We start from the raw sequence: 24,915 nt of genomic DNA, 5'->3' as shown, positions 1-24,915 counted from the left end.
GGAGGTATTGTGCGAGATTTCTGTTAAATTTCTCAAGTTAGACGCCTGCTGATTATGGGACATAAAAAACGAATATTCTTTGTACTGTTAAACTTAACTGTTGTACTAATTGCCGCTGAAGCAGCCTGTAGGATGAAAAATCTCGCACACCATGAGGAGTTTAACCAATCCATCACTTTGAGATAGAAGCTGAAGCCGGAACAGGTTATAGTTCGGCGCTGTGAGCTTCGTTCTTGAAATCTCTCCTGTTCGGTGGTAACCTTCTTCACAGATGGGCTTGCGCATAATTCAGCGTGCTCATCCCGCATTTCTATTCCATTTTTCTCTTTCAGCTAATCCTGACCACGGGCGGACCTCGCTCCGAAAGGAGAACCGTTGAGCGTCAAAGCCAGGGACATCATGACCCGCAAGGTCATTAAAGTCGGAAAAGAGATGAAAGTCAACGACCTGATCGACCTGTTCATCAAGCACAATTTCAGCAGTGCGCCGGTAGTCGACAAGAAAGGAAAACTGGTCGGGATCGTGACGAAAACAGATATTATCGGGCACTTTATGGATCTCGATCTCGACCTGACAGTCAAGCTCGGATTGAAAGACCTGATGGACACCACGCCGGAGTTGGAAAAGCTGTCGATCGAAACCGAAAGCCAGCTCAATGTCGGAAGTATCATGTCTCCCGATCCGGTTACGGCTAAAGAGACGATGGCAGTGGAGCAGTTGGCCCAAATGATGCTGGAGAACAAAATACACAGGCTGATTGTCATGAAAGGCCGGAAACTGACCGGCCTGGTGAGCACAATCGACATCATTTCTCACGTTGCGGGCACTAAAAAATCATGAACGACCAAGCCAAACCGCAAAACCCCGCGGACCAGCCCTCTCCCGGCAAGCGGGACGAGGATCCCGGCGCACAAGCCGAAAGCTCCGAAGAGAAAATGCGGGCCAGGGTCGAAATTACCAAAGACAAGCTGAAAGCTTATCTCACGCTCTCGGCTCCGGGAGAATCCGCCAAGTTCGATAAGGATGCGGTTGACGTCGCCCTGGCCGGCGAGGGGATCAAATTCGGCATCAGGGACGAGCTGCTCGCCCAGCTCGAAAAAGCCCCCAAGCTGAACGAACGTCTGCTGATCGCCGAGGGCACCGCTCCCAAAGAGGGTAAGAACGGGGGCGCGGAATATATTACCGAGCCGGGCAAACCGGTACGGGTCAAGAAAGGGGACAAGATCGCCGAAATCGTTCGCGCCGAGGACGGCGAGGACGGGATGGACGTGTTTGGAGCTGAGATACCGGCGCAGGAAGTAGTCTCGGCAAGGATTCCCGACCTTGTGAACGCTGATTACTCCCCGGACAACAACAAAATCCTCGTGGCGACAATGGACGGCTACCTGCACCTTTCGACGAACACGCTTAAGGTTCAGCCGTTTTTCGCGATGGAAAACGTGACCGACGAGTATGGCGCCGCGGTTAAGGTTACGCCGCGCCTGCAGGAAGATGATTTCGGGCCGGAGGAATTGAAAAAGTACCTGGCCGACAGCGGCATTGTTTACGGAGTGCTCGACGATGTGATCGATTCGGTGTTCAATAAGGAAAAGTTCGACCAGCCGGTCCTGGTTGCCAGGGGCCTGCCGCCGGTGGATGGCAGTGATGGCGAGCTGGAGTTCTTTTTCGAGACCGAGATCAAGCCCAGGTTCGACGAGAAGGGAAATGTCGATTTCAAAGAGTTAAACCTGATCCAGAACGTGAAAAAGGGCGATAAACTGGTCAGGATCACCGATCCGGTGGAAGGCAAGGAAGGCAAAACCATCTTCGGTAAAACGGTTGCCCCCGGGCAGGGCGAAAAGCCCGCCATGCCCAAGGGTGACAATACCTCGCCCGATCCGGGCGACCCGGACGTACTGGTCACTGATATCGACGGGACGGTCAAGAAAGTCGGTGACGTGGTCCAGGTGGACCCCATCTTCGCCGTCAAAGGGGATATCGACTACTCGGTCGGCAATATCGACTTTATCGGCGCGGTGGTGATCAACGGTGATGTCAAGAGCGGGTTCAGGATCAAGTCATCCGGAGATATCGAAATCAACGGGATTGTCGAGGACGCCGAGATAGAATGCGGGGGCGATGTGCTGATCAAGATGGGCTTTATCGGCCGCGGCGAGGGAAAGATCACGGCTGCCGGCAGTGTCACGGCCAGGTACTGTGTCAACCAGCAGATTTATTGCGACGGGGACATAAATATCGGCGAATATATCATGCACAGCCACGTCCAGGCGCGGGGCTGCCTGCTGGTTACCGAGAAAAAAGGACTTATCGTGGGCGGAGAGTGCTGCGCGTTCAAGGGAATCGAGGCCAATATTCTGGGCAACGACAACTTTACCCACACGCTGGTTATGGCCGGTGTCGACAGGGAAACCGGCGGCAGGATGAAACAGGTCAGGGCCCGGCTGTGGAAAAACGCGGAACATCTCAAGGAGATCGATAAAATCCTGAACAAGTCCTCGCGCAGGCAGCTTGTCAAAAAGGCCCTTCCGCCGGACAGGCTGGAGCTGATCGCCACCCTGAATAAAATCAGAAAGAAGAAAGTGGAAATCGGCGCCACTCTGGGCGCCGAACTGAAAGAGCTGGAGGCCGAGGGAAATATTTTCAAAAAGGCCTATGTCAAGGTCTACGGCACTATTTTCCCCGGAGTCGCACTGACCCTGGGCAACAAACATGTCAAGATCGAAGAGGACGCGAAAGGAGTGATGTACACTTACAGCGAGGATGGAGTAGTTACCACGAGTCTGGAAAAGAATGAGGAAACCGGCTAAGAAATTTCAGTTCGATGACACCCCAAGCAGACCGTTGGCCACACTTCGCCAGCGGTTGAACTCCTGCTGGTTCGCTTGCATTTCCTGCCTTTTTGTTTCCCACGTTCCGGGCTGGACTGAAAATGAAAACCCGTCGGTCCTGATATAATTAGCTGATTTGAGGCAACTCAGCAACTGGGAGAAAGCTTTCTGGTCCCTGACCAGCTCCTGCATCTTGATGTTGGGAAATTCACCCAGCTTTTCCAGGAAAAACAGTCTGTTGAGCTTGATTACCGTAAACTCCCTTGGTAAACAGCAGAACAGTGCTTTAAATGCCTCGTATGTCTCCTTGTCGAACAAGGTCGGCTGGATCTGCGGAGCGTTGTGGTCAGCCTGGAGCATCTCCTGCTCCTCGGTGATAATCAGGATCTTCAAATCCTGGGTCAGAACCGTGGCGTCTTCCCAGACCCTGATCACAAAAACGACTACCATGCCGGAATAGGATGTGACGAAAATGGCGGTGGTTATTCCCTGGGGAAGGACAAGAAAAACATCGGCGGCCGAGGCGATTCCCTGGGCAATAAAAAAAGCGGACACTCCTCCCAGCACATTCAAACCGAGCGAGCGCCAGGTATTTTTAGCCGGTGCCACCAATATGTTAACCCTTTGCCTGTATTATACTTAGCACAACCTTACAAAATACTCTCCTACTATTCTATCTATCTTCGCCCCGTAATGCAATACTAAAGTCGAAAAAAATTGCTTCCTGCCGCAATAATTCTTTCAACTTCCTTTTTTATCGCAAAAACACGCTTTTCGTGGCAGCGACAGCCCCGTTCAGGTCAGTTCGTCGGCGCGGCCGCGCAGCCGCTCCCAGACATGGTCCACATGGCGCTGGACCTGCTCCACTTCATCGTCCGTCAGCGCGTGGAAGCGGCCCTGCAGCTCCATGTACTCCCGTACCGGTACGGGGTCCGGGTTGTCGCGAAGAACCAGCCTTTCGCCGTTGAACACTTCGTAGAGCGGATAGACATTACTGCGTACGGCCAGCCGGCTGATCTTGATCGAGAGGTTGGTCTTGCTCTGCCAGCCGGTCGGGCAGGGCGAAAGGATGTTGATGAACTTACTGCCCGGCGTCTCCTTCGCCCGCCTGACTTTCGCCACCAGGTCGTCCGGGTAGGCGATCGTGGCGGCGCTAACGTAGGGAATCCGGTGGGCGGCCATGATATCGATAATATTCTTCTTGGGCACCTGCTTGAGATCGCCCTCGGGAGTGGTGGTGGTCCAGGCCAGGAGCGGTGTGCTGCTGCTGCGCTGAATCCCGGTGTTCATGTAGGCCTCGTTGTCGTAGCAGATATAGAGGAACTCCTCGTTGCGCTCCACCGTGCTTGAAAGAGCCTGAAGACCTATGTCGTAGGTGCCGCCGTCACCCGCCCAGGCCACCACTGTGGTGTGCTTGTTGCCCAGGCGGCGAAGGCCGTGGAGCACTCCGGCGCTGGTGCTTGCCGCCGTGGCGAACGGCGTGTGCAGCACCGGTACCCGGGCAGACGTGTAGGGAAACAGGCCGTCGATAATCGAGCCGCAGCAGGCCGGGATCACGATCACCGCGTCGCCGTCGAGCGCGTTGAGCACCTCGCGCATCGCTATCGGCTCGCCGCAACCGGGGCAGGCCAGGTTGCCGCAGCCGAACGGCTCGTCCTTGAGGTCTTTGTTCGAACTGTAATCGGTGGCTTGCATTTTAAAACACCTCAATAGTAAGTATCACTCTTTCAACCCCAGCCAATTAACTCTCTCAAGCTTATCCGCGCCGTTTTCCACCAGCTCCACCATCTGCTCGATATACTCCGGCACGATATCCCGCCCGCCGAGTCCGGTGACAAAATCGTAAATCCGCGGTGCGTCGTCAAGGCCATAGGCGGCCGAGCGCAGCTCCTGGGCCATCACCCCCTCGCTGCCCGGGGATATCGCCCGCTCCAGCACGGCCACCCGTTTGGCCCCCGCGATTATCTCCCGCACCTCGTCGAACGGGTAGGGGCGGAACATCCGCACCCGCATCATGCCAACCTTCCTGCCCTGCTCGCGAAGTTTGCGCACCACGTGGCGCACCGTGCCGGCGGCCGTGCCGCTGGTGACCAGCACGGTCTCGGCGTCGGCGCACATGAAATTTTCCGTCATCGGGTAACTGCGGCCGAATTTCTTCTCAAACCCCTGAGCGACCTCTATTGCAGCTTGTTCCCCCTGCTCCGCGGCTTTGAACTGACGGTGCTTGAATTCCATGAAATACTCGGGACTGGTAACCGCGTGCAGGGTATGGGGTTCGGATGGGTCCACCAGGGCGGGTGGCTCGGGACGGCCGCCGAGAAACGAGTCGACCTCCTCCGGCTCCGGCACCTCCACCGGCTCGGCGGTGTGGCTGAGGAAAAACCCGTCGAGCATCACCATCACCGGCGTGTTGACAGTCTCGGCCACGGCGAAAGCCATCAGCGTGGTGTCCAGCACCTCCTGGCAGCTCTCGCAGTAGAACTGGAGCCAGCCGGTGTCGCGCTGGGCCAGGCTGTCGGTCTGGTCGCCCCAGATACTCCACGGTGCGCCCAGCGCGCGGTTGACATTGGCCATCACGATCGGCAGCCGCGCGCCACTGGCCCAGTGCAGCAGTTCGTGCATCAGCGCCAGACCCTGGCTGCTGGTGGCCGTGAACGTGCGCACCCCCGTGCTGGCCGCGCCGATCACGGTGGCCAGGGCGCTGTGCTCGCTCTCGACCATGATAAAATCCGCGTCCAGCGTTCCCTCGCTGCAGTACAGGCTCAGTTTCTCGGAGATACTGGTCTGGGGCGTGATCGGGTAGGCGGCGATCACCTCCACCCGCGCCAGACGCACGGCGGTGGAAACAGCATCGTTGCCTGTAATCAGGGATTTCACTTGTCCTTTTTCTCCATCGAGATCACCCCGCGCGGGCACTCCTCGGCGCAGATTCCGCAGCCCTTGCAGTACTCGGTACGCACCAGGTAGGAGCCCTCTCGGCAGTAGATCGCCAGGTCGGGACAGAACACGAGGCAGATGTCGCAGTCCACGCAGGTGCCACAGTTGAAACACCTCCCCGCCTCGTCGCGGGCCGCGGAATCCTCGAGCGTGATACTGGTCTCACCGTTGCCGCTCGGCTTCGTGCTCAGGCTGGTGGACGGTTCGAGCCGGGGCGCTTTGCTGAAATAGTCGAAATTGATCCGGCCCGCCGGCACTGCGTCATCCTCGGCGTTTTTGATCTTCTCCGGGCCGTAGCTCTGCAGCATGGCCGCCATGTTGCGCCCGGCGGCTATCCCGTCGGCCAGGGCATGGCTCACCGAGTTCTCGCCGGGCACGATATCCCCGCCGGCGAACACGCCCGGAATGCCGGTCCGTCCGTAGCCGTCCACGGCCAGACAGCCGCCGGCGCGCGCCCCGTTATCTCCTAGATAGCCTAACTCCGGCCTCTCGCCGATTGCGAAAACCACGGTTGCCGCCTCGACCTCGAACCCGCTGCCCTCAACCGGCACCGGCCGCGCCCGGCCGCTCTCATCGGGCCGGCCCTGCTCCATGCGAATCATCCGAATCCGGGCCACCCGGCCGCCGCTGCCGTCGAGCAGCGCTTCCGGGGCAACCTGGAAATGGAAGCGGACCCCCTCGGCGCGGGCCTCCTCGAGCTCTTCCGGGTGGGCCGGCATCTCGGCCTCGGTACGGCGGTAGTACAGGTCGACCTCGGCGCCCAGGCGACGGCTGGCGCGGGCCACGTCCAGGCTGGTGTTGCCTCCGCCGATCACCGCCACCCGCCCCCCGGTTTCGTGAGGCGTACCGCCGTTATAAGCTTTAAGATAGTCCAGGCCGAAATGGACCCCGTCCAGGTCCGCCCCCTCCACCCCGGCCTCGCGCGAGCCATGCGCCCCGCTGGCCAGGAACACGCCCAGCACCTGAGTGCGGATACTTTCCAGCTCCTCGATATTCTCCCCGCAGCGAAAGCGGACCCCGATCCGCTCCAGGCGGGTCAGTTCCGCATCCAGCAGCTTGCGGGGCATGCGGAACTCAGGCACCCCCACTCTCAGCATCCCGCCGGGTGCGTTTTCGCGCTCGTAAATTTCCACCGGGTAACCGGCCATGCGCAGGGCGTAGGCGCAGCCCAGCCCCGCCGGACCGCTGCCCAGGATCGCCACCGGCGCGGCTGCCGCGTCATCGGGCGGAGCCGGCAGGTCCCAGCCCTTATCGATTGCGGTATCGCCCAGGAAGCGCTCGATACCGTGGATATTGAGCGCATCGTCGAACTCGCGGCGGTTGCAGCCGCCTTCGCAGTCGTGGTAGCACACCCGTCCGGTAACGGACGGCAGCGGGTTGGCGGCCACAATCGCCTCCCACGCTTCCCGGTGGCTTCCCCCGTTGACCAGGTGCATGTAATTATTGACCGGAACTTTCAGCGGGCACTTGACCGCGCACGGAGCGGTCCGGTCGGTGTAGACCGGTGCGAAAAAGCTCCAGTCGCCGGTCCGGTTCCATTGCATGTCCGCTGTGCTGGAAGATACTTCGGGCAGGGTATTCCGCTTGTCTTTATCCCGCTCGGGACTCAAGGAGTCACCTCTCGCACCGTTGAGTTGTCAAGACGATACAGCCACGCGTAACTTTTCGTAGGACTCGCGCACGGCGGCGATATTGGATTCGGTTTTTCGCTTGATCAGTTTGCCGATCGATTCGATTAAGCTCTCCAGGGATACCAGCTCTGAGAACCTGGCGAACGCCCCCAGGATCGCCGTGTTGACTATCGGGCTGGCCGGGCTGCCGAGCTTGTGCCCGATGGCTATCGAGCTGGCGTCGACAGTGGCGATCCGGTACTCCTTGAACTTCTCGAGTTCCACGGGATCGGCGTCGGAGTTGAGCAGAACCGAGGCACCGGGAGCCAGGCCCTCGGTTACGGCGCCGGTATCGCACAGAGTTGGGTCTAATACGATAACGTAATCAGGGTGGTAGATGTGACAGCGCAGCTCGATTGGGTCGGTGTCGAAACGGACGAAAGCGGCCACCGGCGCGCCGCGCCTCTCGACCCCGAAGTGAGGGAATGCCTGCACCCATTTGCCCTCGGCAAACAGGGAAATCGCCAGCACGTGGGCCGCGGCCACCGCGCCCTGGCCTCCCCGGCCGTGAATCCTGATCTCTGTCAAAGCCCGCGCTCCGGCTCGTAATCTGCGTTTGAAATAAGTCGAAAATCAAATCTCAACCCTGCGAAAAATACCGGTCGCACGGGACGAAGGCAAGCCGAAATTTAACCGGTCCGGCAAAAGCCCTTTCCATCATAAAGCCAGTGACGAATTATGCGGGCGGCAATTTATACCTTTCCCGGACAAAGTTACCGGCCCCCCGCGGGCAGCGCTTGAATTCCTGCCTGCTAAGCCCGCAATGGTTAACCGTTTTCCGTCCATCCCTGTCTGACGAAAATTGTGGCATATCTCTTGCTCAATCGACTAGGCAAAACTTCAGTTAACCCGAACCTGTTTTACTCAGGAGGAAAAAGATGTTGAAGACTTTGAGCTTAATCATCCTGGCCGGCGTTATCGCGGCCGGCTGCAGCAGCCACAAACTGACCGCCATCGGCAGCGAACGACTGGTCGAAAGCAGCGGGAACAAGCCCGGCTGGATCAAGAAAATCCCCGGCGAAAGCGATGAGTACTATTTCTTCCGCGGCTTCAAGACCGGCGCGCTGTCGCTGGAGGACGGCCTCACCGATGCACGCAGCAACGCGATCCGCCAGGTGCTGGAGATGATCCAGGCCCAGGGCCTGATCGACTACAAGAAAGCCCGCGTGGAGACCGGTCTGGCCGAGACACGCGACGATGTCGGCAGCGTGACCGAGGACGGACTGAAAATCCTGAGCAAGACTGTCGCCAACGGTGTCAAGGAGCTGGAAAGCTACACCGAGAAGGTCGAGCGATACACGCCCGGCGGCATCCGCTACTTCTTCAATGTCTATACCCTGGTCCGTTACCCCATCGCGGAGTACGACAAGGCAGTCGCCCTGGCCGCACGCGGGACCCAGGCCGAGATCCGCCGGCAGAACAACGCCCAGGCCCAGGAAGTTCTGGAGGCCCTTGACAAGGGTCTGCCCACCTACTGAGCCGATGGCGGATCCGTTGATCTTATCAGGGGGTATGCGCCGGATGCCGCGATACGCCGGACAGTTCCGGACGAGATGGATCTTCCCGCTGGTTGCGGCCGGAGTGTTGTGCGCTCCCGCCCTGCCGGCGGGAGGCCGGCTGGCAGGCGGGGAAATCGAGATCCAGCGCTCCCATCGCCGCGCACCGGAATGGACCGTGCGAACCCCGGATGCCGACCGGACCTATCTGTATTTCGTCGGCCGCGCCACCAACGCTCCCAGCCTTGAAGCAGCCGAGAACGACGCGGCCGCCGATGTCGTCCGGCAGATCGTAACCGCGATCGGCCTGGAGGCTTCGTTCAACTACGACAGACTGCGCAGCGAAGCGGATGTCCTGCTGGCCGACAGGATCGAACTGGCAGGCAACAGCAGGATTGTCGGCCTCAAACGGATCGAAACTTATTACGAAAAACAGACAATTACCGGGGATAGGTCCGTGAAAACCTCCTGGAACGCCCACGTGCTTGCCCGTTATCCTGTCGAGTCACTGGAAAACGAAACCTCGCGCCTGGAACAGCTTGCCAAGGCGCGGGTATCAACCGCCGAAAGCCAGCTGGCCGAGAGCCGGAGAATGGAGAGCCTGGGCTACCCGCACCGCGCCTGGGACCTGGTGGCGGAGGCGCTCGAACTGACCGGACAATTGAGCGTGCTGACGGATCCCGCAACCGGCAGCCGGATTGCGATGGTCCGTCAGCAGCTCGTGGACCGGGCGCGGGCGCTCAGTATTCCGCTGCGCAGGGTGAGCGTGGGTGAGCTCGAATTCCCGGGCGGCGATGTCCCGGCAGATGACGGCGGCCGGTCAATCCAAAGCGCTCTGGAAGCGGACCTGCGGGATGAGGGGTTCGGAATCGAGCGGTCATCTGAAGCGGCCGCGGCGGGCGCGCTGCCCATAGTCAGCCTGGTAGTGACCGAAGAGACCGGCTACAAGATCGAGCCGGGATTCCATTTCAGCCGCTGGAGCGCCGCCCTGAGCATCAGTGAACCCGGCGGCGGCTCGATGCTGTTCGGCAACGTATATCCGCTGAAAGGTTTCGGGATCGACCCGGCCCGCGCCGCGCTGGACGCGATGCGTAAGCTGCGCACGGAGATCCTGCCGAAATTCGCGGCCGAAGCCTGGCGGCATTTTGAATGCAACCTGGCCGGAGAGGGTAAAACCGGCCGCTCCAGGTCGCTCTGACTTACCGACATTCCTACTTACACCCCGGCGTGATGAGAAGGCAGATGAAAGTTCCCTCCGCACATATTCTCCTCTGGCTGGGGTTTTCGCTTTTTATCCTGCCCCTTGCAACCGGCGGCGGCCTGGCGCAGAGCGGCCGCCGGCGCGTCCTGCTCTCCGTGCAGGAGTTCGAGGCAATAGGGACCGCTGAGACTCTGGCCGGGACTGTCACAGAACTGATGCGCAACGAACTGGCCCGCTCCAGCAGGCTGTCGGTACTGGAGGAAACCGGCAGGCTGTATCGCATTCAGCGCAGCAGCGTTCGCTGGCGCGACCTGTTCAGCGAGGGCAGCCTGCGCCGGGTGGGCGAACTGCTCGAAAGCCGTTACGTGCTCACGGGCTCGGTCTCCAGCCCCGGAGAATCGATAATCCTGGCCGCGCGGATTGTGGATGCGGAAAGCGGCGAGGTGCTGGCCGCCGAAACGGTGGAGCACGCCGGCGGAGTGTCCGGGATCACAGCCGGCACGGCCGCGCTGGCGCGCAAGATGCTGGCTTATTTCCCGCTGGCCGGACGGGTTGTGGAGCAGCGCGGCGACACGCTGATCGCCGATATCGGGCTGGCCGACGGGGTGCTGCCGGGACAGGAGCTGACAGTCGCCGACCTGGAACCCGGCGAACGGGGATTGGAAACGCACAGAGTGCGCAGCGCCCGCTACCGGGTCGAGAAACTCGACACCGGCAGCTGTTCGCTGGTGCCCCTGGTCGAGGGCGCGGCCCGCTGGCTGGGTCCCGGCGCGACAGTGCTCTCGCCCGTCGGAGCCGACGAGCTGCTGGAAAAATCCCGCATGGGCGAGAAAATGACCGGGCTGGAGGGCCGGGGATTCGGCGCGGTCTCGGTCACCAGCGACCCGCCCGGAGCGCTGGCGATAGTGGCCGGGCTGGATGTGGGACGCACGCCGGTGAAAGTTCCCCAGCTCGCCGCGGGCCGTCACGAGCTCGTGCTGGCCCTGGAGGGTTACGAGGAAGTCTGGGATTCGATATTAGCCGTGCCGGGCGAGGTCCGGGAGTATAATTTCGCGATGGAGCGCCGCACGGGCCGTCTGACCATTGTCACCAGCCAGCCGGATGTCAGTCTGCGGGTGGACACACTTGAATTAATGTTGGAAGGAACCGCCACGGTTACACTGCAAAATTTCCCCGCCGGCGAGTACCATATCACCGCGCGCAAGCAGGGTTACGTAACCTGGCGGCGCAAGGTGGAGGTGGACTTCCGCTCTGACAGCATCATCCGGATCGAACTTGAACCCCACCCCGGCAGCGTGCTGGTCACCTCCGAGCCGGCCGGAGCACGGGTGTCGCTGGACGGGACATTTCTGGGCCGGACCACTCCCCGGCGCCTGGTGCGCCTGGAGCCGGGGCCGCACGTAATACTGGCGTCCGTGCCGGGATTCGGCGCAGCGGTGGACACGGTGGAAGTGGTTCCGGGCGAGGATATCACGCTCGAGATGAAAATCCGCGAGAGCTGGTTCGGCTACTTTCCGGCCGGGATGACCCTGATAGCGGCGGAGACGATCGAACTGGCGGACGGGGACTCCGTGCGGGTGGACTCGTTCTATATCGATACATACGAGCTAACCAACCGCCAGTACGCTTATTTTATCGAGGCCACCGAACGCACTCCCCCCCGGCACTGGAAGGAGGGGCAGTTTCCCGAAGGGAGCGAAAATCATCCGGTGACCGGTGTCAGTTACGAGGACGCCGCCGCATTTGCCGCCTGGAGCGGCAAACGCCTGCCGAGCGAGCTGGAGTGGGAGCTGGCCGCCATGGGGCAGGTAACCAGGCAATACCCGTGGGGCGACAGTTACCGTCCCGGAATGGCCAATACCTGGAGCGAGGGCCTGGGGGGGACATCACCGGTGGATGAGTATCTCGACGACGTCAGCCCTTACGGGGTCTACGGAACGGCGGGCAACGTGGCCGAGTGGGTGGATGGCTGGAGCGACAGCGAGCGCACTTACCGGGTGTTTCGCGGAGGGAGTTTCTACGTCAATCAGGACGACCCGTCGCTGTTCAGCCGCGACTGGCTCTATCCGGTCAGCGGAAACAGCTACGTGGGCTTCCGCTGCGCCCGTGACCTGCGGGTTAACCGTTGAAAAGTACCGGGGCTAGTTAGTAATCGTCCTCCTCCTCGTCGTCATCACCAGTCAGCGAGGGCACGTGAATCTTGATACCGCCCTCGGTGTGCGGACCCAGCGCAACCGCGCCGGTGGCCCTCGCACCGGCGGCAATCGCTCCGGCGCTGCGCCCGAACCCGATCGCCACCGCTCCCGCGGCGGCCGCCAGTCCCACGCTGATCGCCCCGGCGCTGATCACGCCGATACTGACCGCACCGGTCGCGATGAAACCCATCGCCAGCCTGCCGACCGCCAGCACACCGGTTGCTTTCTCGCCAATAGCGATCACGCCTTTGGCCGAACCGCTGGAAATATGCAGCAGCGGTATCCCGAAAATCTTTTTCTTACTCACGAAATCGGCTTTCAACTGATCGATCATGCTCCCCTCCTGATACCAGACGTTCTGCTGAATCCAATTTTCCCCGGAATGAATACAATATAATCGGTACTCCATTCATGCAACAGGATAAGAACCGTACCTGCGGGCTGCGTCGAAACAGGCCGTGATACACTCCGGGCTTACGCCGGCCTGGATATTATGGACCGGGTTGAATACGAACCCGCCGCCGGGGGCGAAAATCGAGATCCGCTCCGCCACGTGGGTCTCGATTTCCGCGGGGCTTGCGTAGGGCAGGAAGTGCTGGGTGTCGACCCCGCCGCCCCAGAACACAACCCGGCCGCCGAATCGCTCCTTGAGCCGACGGGGGTCCATTCCGGCCGCCGACGTCTGCACCGGGTTCAGGATATCCACCCCGCAACCGATCAGGATCTCGATCAGGCTGGAGATCGAGCCGCAGCAGTGGAAGAACACTTTCAGGTCCGTATGCCGGTGGATCCAATCGAACAAACGCTTGTAGCGCGGGGCGAACAGTTCCTCGAACACCTCGGGACTGAGCCACTCGGCGTTCTGGGTGCCCAGGTCATCGCTGAATACAACCGCTTCCACGTACGGTCCGGCTGCCTGGTTATACCGTTCAATAAGCGGAATGTTGCACTCCACGGCCCGGTCCAGGATCGCGCCGACCCTGGCGGGGTTGTCCAGGATGGCGCACAGCCAGTTCTCTAACCCGCCGGCCGAGAGGTTGAACAGCCCGTAACCGACCGCGGCTCCCAGCACGGCGCAATCAGTGTTCAGGTAAAGTTCCTTTGCCGCAGCGTGGTAGTACTCGTACGCCTCGTCACTCAGCATGGCCGGCAGGGTGAAATCCTCCGGCTCGGGCACAACCTGGCCGGGAGGATCGGGCAGGGGGTCGAAATAGTGCCCGCCGGCGGGCATGCGTGCCACCGGACGGCCGTGGGAGCCGATCAGAACGGTCGAACCGTCGGGGGCGGACTCCGTTCGCATGGCGCGGGGAACCTGGACGGCCGGTCCGCCGGGGATGGTCCACGGCCGGTATCCTTTGTCATTATCGACGTTCCAGTCCCCGCCCCAGCCGGCGCCGTGGTTCGGCAGGCCGACCACGTCGATCCCCAGCCGCTCGCGCACCGGGTCCTCGACCGTAGCCAGCATCTGAGCCACGTCGTGCACCACAACCTGCCCGTCGGTTATCCCGAGATGCCCTTTCAGAGCCGCATAGGCAGCCGCGGCGATCCCGCTGGAGTTGGAGCCGCCCAGATCGACAGGCACCCGGTCCGGTTCGCGGAACTCGAGAGCCGCACGCACACGCTCGCGAGAATTCATGCTTTCACACTCTCGGTCAGAAAAACGGGGGCAGGCGGATGATTATCGAAAAATTAAGGCTGGTGATCCGGCGGGTCAACAGCGCCGGGACCGTGAAGATATTAATCTTGACATTTTTGGCAACTTGTAGTTACTTAATTACGTTTAGATTACTCCCGGCGCGGAATGCGATTCCGGCAGGGAAGCAGGTACTTTAATACATTCAGCGTGGAGGAGGTCTGATGAGTGATGAACAGCTTAATTCCGACGAGCGCAATTACCAGTGCGAATACGACCTGGAAGACCGCTCCTCCCGGCAGGCGGCCGGTTTTGCGGCGCCATATACTTGCGCGGTCTGCGGCGTGGAGGCGGAAGCGATCAGCCATCTCTGCGCCCCCGAGTTCAATCCCAAGGCAACCGACCAGCCGCCCGCGGCTGGACAGGATTGAACCCGTTTGCCGACCGCTGGTTTTCGGGACACTGCGCACCGTCCGGAGCGCCTTCCGGCCGCGGGCGGTGCGCAGCCTTTATCTTCGGTTCAGACTTCCCAGCCGTAGTCGAAATAACTGCATTTCACATCCCCTCCGCCCACGTCGACAAGCCCGAACCCTTCCCCGGTCGCATTGTTGGCTCCTTTCCACCACGCTCCGCACACTACTCCGGACATCACGGACCTGCGGGCTGAGACAACAGGTTATTTTGCTGGTCTGATATACTGTAGTCAAATGAGAAATCATTTTACTTTGGCCTGATTTGATTGACAGCACTTTCTCTTGCCGTATAATTGAAATAAAGCGAAGTGCGGAAAGGATGAAACGCAAAGGCCAGTAGTAGACGGTTCACGTACAACAGAAGGGGGAGACTGTGAGCCGCAAACAGTTTGTTCTGCTGACAGCATTGATGGTGGTGGTCAGTTTTTAGGCGGAAATGTCTTTCTGGATACGCAAAATCCTGCGACGGTAGTCTTACACATGTTTGACGCAAAAGGCGAGAATAGTGTCACCCTGGGGGGTTATGCGTTCGGGGGCGAGACTGACACCAGATGATGGGAACGGTGAATTCCGTGCTGAGTTGCTAGTCGATGGTCAGGGGCCTTGGTTGGCCCTGTACGGCAAAAACGAAAAAAGCGCGTGCCGGACTTGGTCTAGGACAGACTGAGTCAACGGATGGAAAAACTATGACCTATCCTGAGTCGTCACTACGCTTATTTAACTCTGACGGTTATTTAATATGGAGCGCGCCCTGAGGGTTCAAGGCTTAGCCGGTTTGGACGAAGATTGACATTTCCCCGGTCTGCTCCCCAAGTAGTTGATTGATATTCTACAGCGCATGTTTATGGCAAGAATCGTCTAACTAGTAATACCTATGACCGATTGGAAAAGCAGATGGACGCTTTAAGCAACATTATTATCGATAATATCGTGGCCTGGTCTTTCGGTGCCTATAAATACAGGATCGCAGGTTGCCTGCCCTTGGAGAGATCAGAAAAGAAATCTCTATCAAGCCACTTCATTAGTAAAATAGAGATGCAAATAAAGAAGAGGGCTTTATTAGAAGTGTTGGGTGATAGATACGATTCATCGGGTAATATAAAAAAATACCATATCGATGCCAGGCGGCTCGTTCCGATATATAGTGATCATTTCCTGCGCTATCTTTCAACATGGGAGCAGATTATCCGTGGTTTATATATAGATGGTTATTTGGGACACTCCAAGCTTGGCGAAATCGAATTGAGAAGATTGGATTTATTCAAAACGGGACCGCCTGCTAACAGACCACACTCATTATTCGGACTTTGTAACATATTAGTATGTTTAGAGTTGAGGTTTTTTAATAAAGAAGAGCTTTGCTTTGAGCTTAATAGACCTAATGATCTAAAAATAATTAAGGAAAGAAAAATAAAAAAAGCGCAAAGAAGGATATGCACTAGTAATATCTATCGATTGCTAAGGGAAAGATTTAGCCAATATTATTATTTAACTTTATTAATGGAGGAGCCTAATGTAACAAATTTGTCTCCTTGGATATATTATTAACGATGATTCTGAGGTAACAATGAAAATGTCTTCAACTCTCGAGGAGCAGGAGGTGAAAAATGAATCCTCGAACTCTTAACATCATCGCCATCGTTATCGCGGGGATAGTGGTCGTCCAGGAAATATCCTGGATAGGCCGTTCTAATATTGCGATAGTGATTCTCAGCCTCGGTGGAGCGATTTTCCTGATTGCGCTTTCTGTAGATAATTGATAACAAAAATAAAACTTAAGAGTGGCCCAATGGAACCCACAGCGACATGACTATCGGCGGCGAAAGCTACTCCAAGCCCAGGATCGAAAATCTGCCCCAACCGGCGTTCGGCTGGGCGCAGCGCAAAAACTACCACATGGGAACCATGTTGCCCGCCGGTGAAGTCGTGCGGCTGGGCCGGGGCTTTGTGGAGCTGATCGAGAAAACTTTCATCCGGCTGTACCCGCTGTTCCTGTTCGCCGGTTCTGTGCCGCTGGCGGCGGAGTTGGAAAGGTTCAGGGCCAAGTTCCAGTGAGCGGAAAAACAACACACAGGATACTCGTCGCCGACAGCCGGCGGATGGACGAGTTGGCCGATAGCTCGGTCCAGCTTGTGGTGACCTCGCCCCCCTACTGGCAGCTCAAGGAGTACGGCAGCCAGCCGGGGCAGATCGGGTTCGGCCAGAGTTACGAGGAGTATGTCAACAGCCTGAACCTTGTCTGGAGCGAGTGTGTCCGGGTGCTGCACCCCGGGTGCCGTCTCTGCGTCAATATCGGCGACCAGTTCGCCCGCTCTGCCCACTACGGCCGCTACAAGGTGATCCCGATCCGTACCGAGATAATCCGCTTCTGCGAGAGCGCCGGACTGGATTACATGGGCGCGATAATCTGGCGCAAGGTGACCAGCACCCACACCACCGGCGGCGGCACCGTGATGGGTTCGTTCCCCTATCCGCGCAACGGGATTCTGCGGCTGAACTACGAGTTTATCCTGCTGTTCAAAAAACCCGGCAAAGCCCCCGCAATCAGCCGCGAGCGCAAGGAAGCGGCAAAATTGAGTAACAGTGAGTGGTCGGAATATTTCAGCGGGCAATGGAAGATACCGGGAGAGCGTTCGAGAAACCATCTGGCCGCGTTCCCCGAGGAGCTGCCCCGGCGGCTGATCAGGATGTTCACCTTCGGCGGCGAAACCGTGCTCGACCCGTTCGCCGGGTCCGGGACCACGGCGCTCGCCGCCGCCCGGCTGGACCGCAGCTCGGTGGGCTATGAGATAAACGAACGGTGCCTCGAGTCTTTGGTGCGGCGGATGGCCAATTGCGATTCCCCGCCGGTATTGGCTCTAGCGCGGCCGGAGCGGGAACCGGTGGACCCGGAGGGATTGCTCGACGATCTGCCTTACCGGTTCAAGGACCCGGTGGGCCTGACCGCCAAAACCGGCCCGCGCAGGAAAAACTACGGTTCGCGGGTCAATGAACGCTCACGCCCCAGGGAGAACTATTTCAGGATCGCGAAAGTGAAATCCCCGGTGGAGCTGGAACTGGACAACGGAGAAGCTGTGCGCCTGATCGGGCTGCGGCCCCTGAAAGGTAAAACGGCGCAAGCCGTGCAGTACCTTCGCCAACTCACCGCCGGCAGGAAAGTCTACCTCCGCGAGGACCCGGAGCAAGCAGCGAACGGCGATACCAGGCCGGTTTACCTCTACCTGGCCAACCGGACGTTTGTCAATCTCCGGCTGATCCGCCAGGGGCTGGCGCGCGCGGATCGGAAGGGGAAATACGAGAAAAAGAAAAAATTTCTGGCGGTGGAGAATTAAAGAACCTGCAATTTTCATCAAGTAAAACAATCATTACCGGATCACAAACTGCCAGGCAGTCCGGAAGCTGCTGGCGGCGCACCCTTGATGTTTCGGGCAAAAGTGATTAATCTGTTTGCCTGCCTCGGACAGCGCCATACTCTGGACGAGATGACATTATTACGCAAACCATTGCACCGTAGTACTGTAGATTCCCATTGGAAGGAGACCGCCCGATGTTTCGCGAGGAAATCAAAGTTCTGGACTGCACGATCCGCGATGGTGGCCTGATCAACAACTACCAGTTCACCGACGATTTTGTCAAAGCTGTCTACCGGGCGGTCTGCGCGGCGGGAGTCGATATTATCGAGCTCGGCAAGAAGCTCGAAGTGAGCGACGAATACACCAGGGAAAAATTCGGCAAATGGAATTTCTGCGACGACGAGGACATCAAAGCGGTAATCGATTCCTGCGATTCGGAGTTCCGGCCGCTGGTGGCGGTGATGTACGATGTCGGGCGGGTTGACGTCTCGAAGCTGAAACCGATCGATGACAGCCCGCTGGACATGATCCGCGTGGCCTGCTACGTACCCGATATCGACAAGGGAATCGACCTGGTCAAGCGCTCCAAGGACCTGGGCTACCAGACCACGGTCAACATCATGGCCGTCTCCGCCGCGATCGAGAGCGATCTGATCGAATCGCTGAGTCAGGTCAATGAGGTCAAGGAGATCGACTACCTCTACCTGGTGGACAGTTTCGGCGCGTTCTATTCCGAGCAGATCACCTATTATCTGGATCTCTACCGCAAGTACGCACCGAACAAGGAACTCGGCTTCCACGCCCATAACAACCAGCAGCTCGCTTTCTCCAACACCCAGCAGGCGATAATCGACGGGGTCAACCTGCTTGACGCCACGGTCAGCGGGATCGGCCGGGGCGCGGGTAACTGCAACCTGGAACTGCTGCTGAATTTCCTCAAGAACCCGAAGTTCGACGTGCGGTCTCTCTACAGGGTGATCCAGGAAGAATTCGTGCCGCTGCGCAAAACGATCGAGTGGGGCTTCAACGACATCTACGGGATCAGCGGCCACCTGAACCAGCATCCCCGCCAGGCGATGAAATTGCGGGCCGACGAGAAAAACAAGGACAATTGCTACGATTTCCTGATCGAATCGACCAGCCCCAACGATGTCTCGATAGCTTGAACGGGATCATTGCGCGGTGACAGACAGCCGGCCTTATTCCGCCGGTACAATCCAGCCATCGAGCAGACGGCGCGCGTTGCGGCCGAGAATTTTTTCCTCGGTTTCGCTCTCCAGAGCCAGCCGCCTCAGCTTAGCCACCTGCTCGCTCTGATCGAGCCAGGGGCTGTCGGAGCCGAACATCACCCGGTCGGCGCCGTGGTCCCGGATTATCGACCTGATCCGCTCAGCGGGCATGTAGCCGAAACTGAACGAGGTGTCCAGCACCACGTCCTCGCGGCCCACCAGGCAGCGCTCCGCTTCATCCCACATCCGGAAACCGCCCATGTGGGTGGCGTAGACCCGCAGTCCCGGCAGGCTGTCCATCAGCCGGGCGATCCGCGCGGGCGGGCCGCCGTAGGGCGGCTTGTAGCTCAGGTCGGCCCCGGCGTGGAAAATCACCGTCACCCCGGCATCGCGGACCGCGGCGAAAAACGGCAGCAGCTCAGGGTCGTCCGGATAGAATTCCTGGTAATCGGGATGCAGCTTGAGCGACCTGAATCCCAACTCCAGCATTTCGTCCAGCTCCTCGCGCCAGGACAGTGACCTGGGGTGCAGCGCCCCGGCCATCACCACCCGCTCCTGGCCAAGCGAGGCGGAGAAGCGGTTGAGCGATGACACTTTCTCCGGGTTGGTCGCCACCGGCAGGACCAGACTGGTCGCTATCCCGGCTTTATCCATCGAGCCGAGCAAGCCCGCCAGGGTGCCGTCGTGGAAGGCTTTCTCCCCGGATGACGCCTCCAGCCTGGAGATCGCCCCGGCCGCCACCTGATCGGGAAAAAAATGGGTATGGGCGTCGATTATCTCCATCACTCCCGCTGCTCTCTTTACAGGCCGAATGCCAGGCTGCCATGCCGGCGGCGATGGTTCCCGCCCAAGTCGTCGGCGGGAAAAAACACGAGACATACCCGCCAGAGAGGTGAACAATCTAAAACGCCGCAAATCGATTATCAACACAATCTTACGGGCACGCCGCTGAAACCACCTCCGGCACGGGTCAGGACATTAACGAGAAAAATTTGACACGTGCTGAGTCAGGTGTTAACTATTGCTTTCTTTCGTTATCAACCTGTCCGCACTGGTTTTGTTAAGCATTCCACGGAGTTTAAAAGATGGCCGACTACCGGATTGTTCTCTCTGAAAAGGATCTGGTCCAGAAGTGGTACAACGTTGTCGCGGACCTGCCCGCGCCGATGGCTCCTCCGCTGAATCCGGCCGACGGCAAGCCGCTGGGACCCGAGGCGCTGGCGCCGATCTTCCCGATGGCGCTGATCCAGCAGGAAGTTTCCTCCGAGCGCTGGATCGAGATTCCCGACCCGATCAACGATATGCTCAAAATCTGGCGGCCGACCCCGCTGCACAGGGCGTTTAACCTGGAGAAAGCCCTGGGCACGCCGGCCAGAATCTACTACAAAAACGAGAGCGTCAGTCCGGCCGGCAGCCACAAGCCCAATACATCGGTGGCCCAGGTATACTACAACAAGGAAGCCGGTATCAAGCGGATCTCCACCGAGACCGGAGCGGGTCAGTGGGGCAGCGCGCTGGCCCTGGCCTGCAACAAATTCGGTCTGGAATGCACGGTTTACATGGTGCGGGTCAGTTACGAGCAGAAACCGATGCGCAAGAACCTGATGCATATCTGGAACGCCGAAGTCTATTCCAGTCCCAGCGACCGGACCCAGAGCGGACGAGCGTTCAACGAACGCTTCCCCGGCACCACCGGCAGCCTGGGGATGGCGATCAGCGAGGCGGTGGAGGACGCCGCCACCCACGACGATACCAACTACTCGCTCGGCAGCGTGCTGAACCACGTGATGCTCCACCAGACCGTGATCGGCCAGGAAGCGAAACTCCAGTTCGAGATAGCCGGCGATTTTCCCGACGTGCTGATCGGCTGCGCGGGCGGCGGCAGTAATTTTGCCGGGTTCGTTTTCCCGTTCATCCCGGATAAGATCGGCGGCAAGGACATCCGCATTATCGCCATCGAGCCGGCCGCCTGCCCCACCTTGACCAAGGGTCCATTCCGCTACGATTTCGGCGACACGGGCCAGATGACTCCGCTGCTGAAAATGTACACCCTGGGCCACGTGTTTGTCCCGCCCGGTATCCACGCCGGCGGCCTGCGCTACCACGGGATGGCCCCGCTGGTGAGCCACCTCAAGGAACTGGGCCTGATCGAGGCGATGAGCCTGCACCAGATCGAGTGTTTCGAGGCCGGTACGCTGTTCGCCCAGACCGAGGGGATCATTCCCGCTCCCGAGACGACCCACGCTGTCCGCGCCGCGATTATCGAAGCGCTGAAATGCAAGGAAAGCGGCGAGGAGAAATGTATCGCCTTCAACTTCAGCGGCCACGGCCACCTGGACCTTACCGCTTATGAGAAGTACCACGAGCATGCCCTCGAGGATTACGAGTACCCGGCGGCCATGATCGAGGAAGCCCTGAAGGAAGTACCGGAAGTAGGATAAGACTTGTGCCTGGTTTCAATCGGAATGGGGCCTGCAACCGAGCCCCTTCTCTGTTGCGGGTTTTTAACCGACCGGGTTTCTCCATCATAAAACTCAGTTTTTTCAGGAGGACGCGATGACAGATCGCCGCCAGTTCATGCATACGCTCGGTGCTGGAGCGCTGGCAGCGCTGACAGCCGCAGCGGCCGTGCGGGCACAGACCGCTCCCGGACCGCCGGATACGGGCACGGGCAAAAAAGTCCGCGTGGGTATTATCGGGGCCGAGAACAGCCACACTATCGGGATCGGCAGGACGTTCAACGAGCGTAAGATGTTCCCGGGGGTCGAGGTGGTGGCCGTCTGGGGCGAAACCGACGAGTTCGCGCGCAACGCCGCCGAAAAGGGCCGCATTCCCAAGATAGTCAAGCACCAGAGCGAGTTGATGGGTCAGATCGATGCGCTGATTATCGACCATCGCCATGCCAAGTACCACGTCGCCTCGGCGATCCCGTTTGTCGAGGCCGGGATCCCCACCTTCGTCGACAAACCCTTCTGCTACCGGGCCAAAAACGGGCTCAAGCTGATCGAGATCGCCGAGAGCAAGGGCACGCCGATCACCTCGATGAGTTCGGCCGCGGTCAACCCGGTAATGGATGATATGGTGGCCCAGGTGGCCGCGCTCGACCCGGATGATATCCGCTCGGTGGTGATCACCGGCCCCAGCAGTATTACCAGCAAGTACGGCGGCATTTTCTTCTATGGCATCCACACGGTCGAACGCCTGTTCAGGTTCTTCGGCGATGATGTGGAGGCAGTGCGTGCAACCCGCAACCGGGGCCGTTTCACGTTCCAGTTCAAGTACACCGGCGGGCTGATTGCCACCTACGTGCCCGTAAGCGGCTGGGACCTGTACGTGGGCTTGAGCAAGGGCTTGCAGCAGATCAAGCCCCGGTTCGAAGTCGAGAACGGCACGGACTACATGTATTCGAAGATGATCAGGATGTTCCAGACCGGCGAGGAGCCGCGCAGCCACGAGAGCCTGATCCCGCCTATCGCGGCGCTGGAGGCGATGGAACGCTCGGTGCACAGCGAGGACTGGGAACTGCTGCTGATCGGCGGCTGATTGCAACACGGAACAGAATGATACCATGCAAAGGGGACGTACAAGAGTCTGCCCCCTATCGGGGCAGACTCTTGTTTTCTGTACTCTGAACTCCAAGATGTAACGGAGGTATCTCATGGCTGAAACAGGCGTGCGCACTGTCATAAAAATCCCAAATGCCGCCGGGACCCTGTTTTTTTTCACCGTGATCTCAGTCGCCACCGCCCTGGGCGCGGGCAAGGGTAAAGTCTACCCATCGGAAATGAAACGGATCATCTCCCCCGAGTCAGGCCTGACCGTGGTCCAGTTTACCACGGCTGCCTCCGAGGACCACCATCTCTATTTCACCAACAACGACCTGTCCAACGATTGCCGAAAAATAGTTTTCAATTCGGACAGGTCCGGAAGCTGGAATATTTTTTACGGCGATCTGGAAACCGGAAAATTTACCCAGTTGACCGATTGCCAGGACCTTAAGGTGCACACCCCGTGTTTCGCCCCTGGCAGGGGAGAGGTCTATTTCATCGATGGCCGGGTGGTCAAGTCCGTAAATACCAGCAACTTCCAGGAAAAGGAGCTTTTCACCATCCCGGATGGTTTTACCGGCAATACCATCCTCTCGATCACCTCCGATGAGAAGAACCTCGTTTTCGGCTATTCCCAGGAACTTGAGCTTAAGACTCAAACTAAAGTCATTTACTCCTCTCAGAAGGAGCACTGGGCGGCAAAGCCGTTGAGTATCCTGGTCAGGGTGGCGACAGATGGGTCGGAAAGCACGGAATTCTTTCGCGAGAACGCATGGTTTACCCATGTACAGACCTCCCCTACCGACCCGGAACTGGTCCTTTTCTGTCACGAGGGTCCCTGGAAAAACGTGGCCCAGCGGATGTGGCTTATCAGGACCGATGGCAGCGGAAAAAGGAAGCTGCGTGTAGAGGAAGTACCCCAGGTAAGTATCGGTCACGAGTACTGGTTCGGGGACGGAGTTCGAGTAGGCTATCACGGGACCGACAAGCGGGGAGAATTCATCGGGATAATAGATATCAACACCGGCGCCCGTCTCGAGATACCGACAAAGGACTCACAGTTCCACAACCACGGCTCATCGGACAGCAAGCTGATCGTCGGGGACGGCACCGCCGAGAAGCCCTACCTGACTATCTACAAGCGCGATGGAATCAACCTCAAGCCCCGTAAAATATTCCGGCACGGCGGCAAGTTCAGCAGGCAGATAGCCCATCCGCACCCGCGGTTCAGCCCGGACGATAAGATGATAACCTTTACCTCCGATTCCGGCGGCGACTGCAATGTCTATCTCCTGCTCCTGGAGTAGGCCCAGGCCGATCAGGCCTGGCACAGTGTTCCATAGCAGATACAGTGGACCTCGGCGGCCGCCCGGTTATCCGATTCAAGAGAAAGGGCCGCTGACAGCGGCCCTTTTTTTATACCCCGTATTCGCGGAACCTGGGATCCGCTATTTTTTCTTCCTCTTTCCCGAAACTCTCCAGCGCCTGTTGCTCCACCGCGGCGGTCCCTCCCTTGCGGGCAGATACCAGCGCACCCAGCCTGCAGCCGAAATCGCAGGACCCGGCCAGGGTATCGCCGGCCAAGAAGCGGTGCAGGAACCCCGCGCTGAATGCATCGCCGCTGCCAACCGTATCCACTACCTGCACCCTGTATCCCGGAACATATACAGGATCTGTGTTCCCGGTCACAGCCAATACTCCCCTTTCGCCCAGAGTCACCAGCACGGTTCTGGGGTTGAACTGCTCCAGCACCTGCCGGGCAAAAGTTTGAGGGGACAGTTGCTCATCGAACAGGATCGCGGAGACCTCGGGTACTTCCGTTTCGTTCAGCTTGAAAATATCGGCCCGCAGCAGCGAGTCCTCCACAGTGTCCGCGCTGTAGCAGTCCCGGCGAAGGTTAATGTCGCAGAACGTAAGTACTTTCAGGTGGCAATACAGCAAGGTCTGGATCGTCTTTCGCGATATCTCCGCGCGCTGGGACAGGCTGCCGAAACAGATACAGTCCGCACCCGCCGCGGCGTCGTCGAGGCCGGCGGTCAGTTCGATCCAGTCGAAGGCCACCCCGGAAACGATCCGGAACTCCGGCTCGCCGCCGCTAAGTTTTACTTCCACCGTTCCGGTGGGACGGTCCGGGTCGGATTGCACCAGCGAAGTGTCCACTCCAAGCTTTTGCGCGGCGATCAACGCGCTGCTGCCCAGGTCGTCATCACCCACCCTGCTGGCGATCAGCGCGTGCTCTCCCAACTCGGCCAGTCTGTAGGCCAGATTGAACGGCGCGCCGCCCAGCACCGGCCCGTCAGGCAGCAGGTCCCAGAGAATTTCGCCGAAACTCAAAATTTTATGCGGCATTGA

22 protein-coding genes are annotated in these 24,915 nt (G+C 59.0%); 13 read left to right on the top strand and 9 right to left on the bottom strand.

The genetic code is table 11. From position 1 onward, the window contains the following. Window positions 1-375: 375 nt before the first annotated feature. Both FVQ81_02855 and FVQ81_02850 read left to right on the top strand, forming a co-directional pair. Window positions 376-840, top strand: a complete 465-nt coding sequence (locus tag FVQ81_02855) for a CBS domain-containing protein (GenBank protein ID MBW7995513.1) — start codon at window positions 376-378, stop codon at window positions 838-840. Then, window positions 837-2,807 carry a DUF342 domain-containing protein gene (locus FVQ81_02850; GenBank protein MBW7995512.1) on the top strand — a complete coding sequence of 657 codons (1,971 nt, stop codon included), beginning with the start codon at window positions 837-839 and terminating at the stop codon, window positions 2,805-2,807. Before FVQ81_02855 ends, FVQ81_02850 begins: the two co-directional genes overlap by 4 nt. A 6-nt stretch (window positions 2,808-2,813) precedes the next feature. Here FVQ81_02850 and FVQ81_02845 read toward each other — a convergent pair whose 3' ends face one another. The 5 genes from FVQ81_02845 to FVQ81_02825 form a co-directional block, all read right to left on the bottom strand. Next, a complete protein-coding gene (locus FVQ81_02845) occupies window positions 2,814-3,437 on the bottom strand; it encodes a hypothetical protein (GenBank protein MBW7995511.1) in 624 nt (207 codons plus the stop codon). 186 nt (window positions 3,438-3,623) lie between these two features. Further along, window positions 3,624-4,523, bottom strand: a complete 900-nt coding sequence (locus tag FVQ81_02840; GenBank protein ID MBW7995510.1) for a pyruvate synthase subunit beta — start codon at window positions 4,521-4,523, stop codon at window positions 3,624-3,626. Between the two features lie 24 nt (window positions 4,524-4,547). After that, window positions 4,548-5,705, bottom strand: a complete 1,158-nt coding sequence (porA, locus tag FVQ81_02835) for a pyruvate ferredoxin oxidoreductase (protein MBW7995509.1) — start codon at window positions 5,703-5,705, stop codon at window positions 4,548-4,550. Continuing rightward, entirely contained in the window at window positions 5,702-7,375 is a 1,674-nt protein-coding gene (locus FVQ81_02830; protein MBW7995508.1) for an NAD(P)-binding protein, read from the bottom strand. Before FVQ81_02830 ends, porA begins: the two co-directional genes overlap by 4 nt. 27 nt (window positions 7,376-7,402) lie before the next feature. Then, window positions 7,403-7,963: a pyruvate ferredoxin oxidoreductase gene (locus FVQ81_02825; protein ID MBW7995507.1), complete on the bottom strand. Its 561-nt coding sequence runs from the start codon at window positions 7,961-7,963 to the stop codon at window positions 7,403-7,405. Between the two features lie 350 nt (window positions 7,964-8,313). Between FVQ81_02825 and FVQ81_02820 the strand changes: the two genes are divergently transcribed. Genes FVQ81_02820 through FVQ81_02810 form a run of 3 tightly spaced genes read left to right on the top strand, consistent with a single transcriptional unit; the run spans window position 8,314 to window position 12,261 of the window. Continuing rightward, window positions 8,314-8,913 carry a hypothetical protein gene (locus FVQ81_02820; GenBank protein MBW7995506.1) on the top strand — a complete coding sequence of 200 codons (600 nt, stop codon included), beginning with the start codon at window positions 8,314-8,316 and terminating at the stop codon, window positions 8,911-8,913. Window positions 8,914-8,956: 43 nt separating this feature from the next. Continuing rightward, on the top strand, window positions 8,957-10,129 hold the full coding sequence (locus FVQ81_02815) for a hypothetical protein (protein ID MBW7995505.1): 1,173 nt from the start codon (window positions 8,957-8,959) through the stop codon (window positions 10,127-10,129). Window positions 10,130-10,161: 32 nt separating this feature from the next. Beyond that, on the top strand, window positions 10,162-12,261 hold the full coding sequence (locus FVQ81_02810; protein MBW7995504.1) for an SUMF1/EgtB/PvdO family nonheme iron enzyme: 2,100 nt from the start codon (window positions 10,162-10,164) through the stop codon (window positions 12,259-12,261). Between the two features lie 16 nt (window positions 12,262-12,277). On the opposite strand, the gene FVQ81_02805 is transcribed toward FVQ81_02810, so the two are convergent. Continuing rightward, window positions 12,278-12,661 carry a hypothetical protein gene (locus tag FVQ81_02805; protein MBW7995503.1) on the bottom strand — a complete coding sequence of 128 codons (384 nt, stop codon included), beginning with the start codon at window positions 12,659-12,661 and terminating at the stop codon, window positions 12,278-12,280. 75 nt (window positions 12,662-12,736) lie between these two features. Continuing rightward, entirely contained in the window at window positions 12,737-13,963 is a 1,227-nt protein-coding gene (locus FVQ81_02800; GenBank protein MBW7995502.1) for a hypothetical protein, read from the bottom strand. Between the two features lie 221 nt (window positions 13,964-14,184). Here FVQ81_02800 and FVQ81_02795 point away from each other — a divergent pair, with 221 nt between their 5' ends. The 5 genes from FVQ81_02795 to FVQ81_02775 all read left to right on the top strand — a co-directional run bounded on the left by FVQ81_02795 (window position 14,185) and on the right by FVQ81_02775 (window position 18,952). Beyond that, window positions 14,185-14,391, top strand: coding sequence for a hypothetical protein (locus FVQ81_02795; protein MBW7995501.1), 207 nt, complete (start codon window positions 14,185-14,187; stop codon window positions 14,389-14,391). A 936-nt stretch (window positions 14,392-15,327) separates the two neighbouring features. Next, on the top strand, window positions 15,328-15,981 hold the full coding sequence (locus tag FVQ81_02790; protein ID MBW7995500.1) for a hypothetical protein: 654 nt from the start codon (window positions 15,328-15,330) through the stop codon (window positions 15,979-15,981). Window positions 15,982-16,239: 258 nt separating this feature from the next. After that, complete coding sequence (locus tag FVQ81_02785) at window positions 16,240-16,488, top strand: hypothetical protein (GenBank protein ID MBW7995499.1); 249 nt, start codon at window positions 16,240-16,242, stop codon at window positions 16,486-16,488. A 44-nt stretch (window positions 16,489-16,532) separates the two neighbouring features. Then, window positions 16,533-17,765, top strand: coding sequence for a site-specific DNA-methyltransferase (locus FVQ81_02780; GenBank protein MBW7995498.1), 1,233 nt, complete (start codon window positions 16,533-16,535; stop codon window positions 17,763-17,765). Between the two features lie 215 nt (window positions 17,766-17,980). Further along, window positions 17,981-18,952: a nucleoid-structuring protein H-NS gene (locus FVQ81_02775; GenBank protein ID MBW7995497.1), complete on the top strand. Its 972-nt coding sequence runs from the start codon at window positions 17,981-17,983 to the stop codon at window positions 18,950-18,952. A 33-nt stretch (window positions 18,953-18,985) separates the two neighbouring features. On the opposite strand, the gene FVQ81_02770 is transcribed toward FVQ81_02775, so the two are convergent. Next, entirely contained in the window at window positions 18,986-19,915 is a 930-nt protein-coding gene (locus FVQ81_02770) for an amidohydrolase (protein MBW7995496.1), read from the bottom strand. A gap of 185 nt (window positions 19,916-20,100) precedes the next feature. Here FVQ81_02770 and FVQ81_02765 point away from each other — a divergent pair, with 185 nt between their 5' ends. From FVQ81_02765 to FVQ81_02755, 3 genes are all read left to right on the top strand, one after another. Continuing rightward, window positions 20,101-21,456, top strand: a complete 1,356-nt coding sequence (locus FVQ81_02765) for a TrpB-like pyridoxal phosphate-dependent enzyme (GenBank protein ID MBW7995495.1) — start codon at window positions 20,101-20,103, stop codon at window positions 21,454-21,456. A gap of 115 nt (window positions 21,457-21,571) precedes the next feature. Further along, window positions 21,572-22,558 carry a hypothetical protein gene (locus tag FVQ81_02760; GenBank protein MBW7995494.1) on the top strand — a complete coding sequence of 329 codons (987 nt, stop codon included), beginning with the start codon at window positions 21,572-21,574 and terminating at the stop codon, window positions 22,556-22,558. A 115-nt stretch (window positions 22,559-22,673) separates the two neighbouring features. After that, the gene (locus FVQ81_02755; GenBank protein ID MBW7995493.1) at window positions 22,674-23,870 is read left to right on the top strand and encodes a hypothetical protein; all 1,197 of its coding nucleotides are present in this window, start codon (window positions 22,674-22,676) and stop codon (window positions 23,868-23,870) included. A 109-nt stretch (window positions 23,871-23,979) separates the two neighbouring features. Here FVQ81_02755 and FVQ81_02750 read toward each other — a convergent pair whose 3' ends face one another. Beyond that, window positions 23,980-24,912, bottom strand: coding sequence for a carbohydrate kinase (locus tag FVQ81_02750; GenBank protein ID MBW7995492.1), 933 nt, complete (start codon window positions 24,910-24,912; stop codon window positions 23,980-23,982). Window positions 24,913-24,915 lie beyond the last annotated feature (3 nt).

This window comes from Candidatus Glassbacteria bacterium, assembly GCA_019456185.1.
GTDB lineage: Bacteria > Gemmatimonadota > Glassbacteria > GWA2-58-10 > GWA2-58-10 > JAJRTS01.
This window is presented reverse-complemented; position numbering and strand designations above follow the sequence as displayed.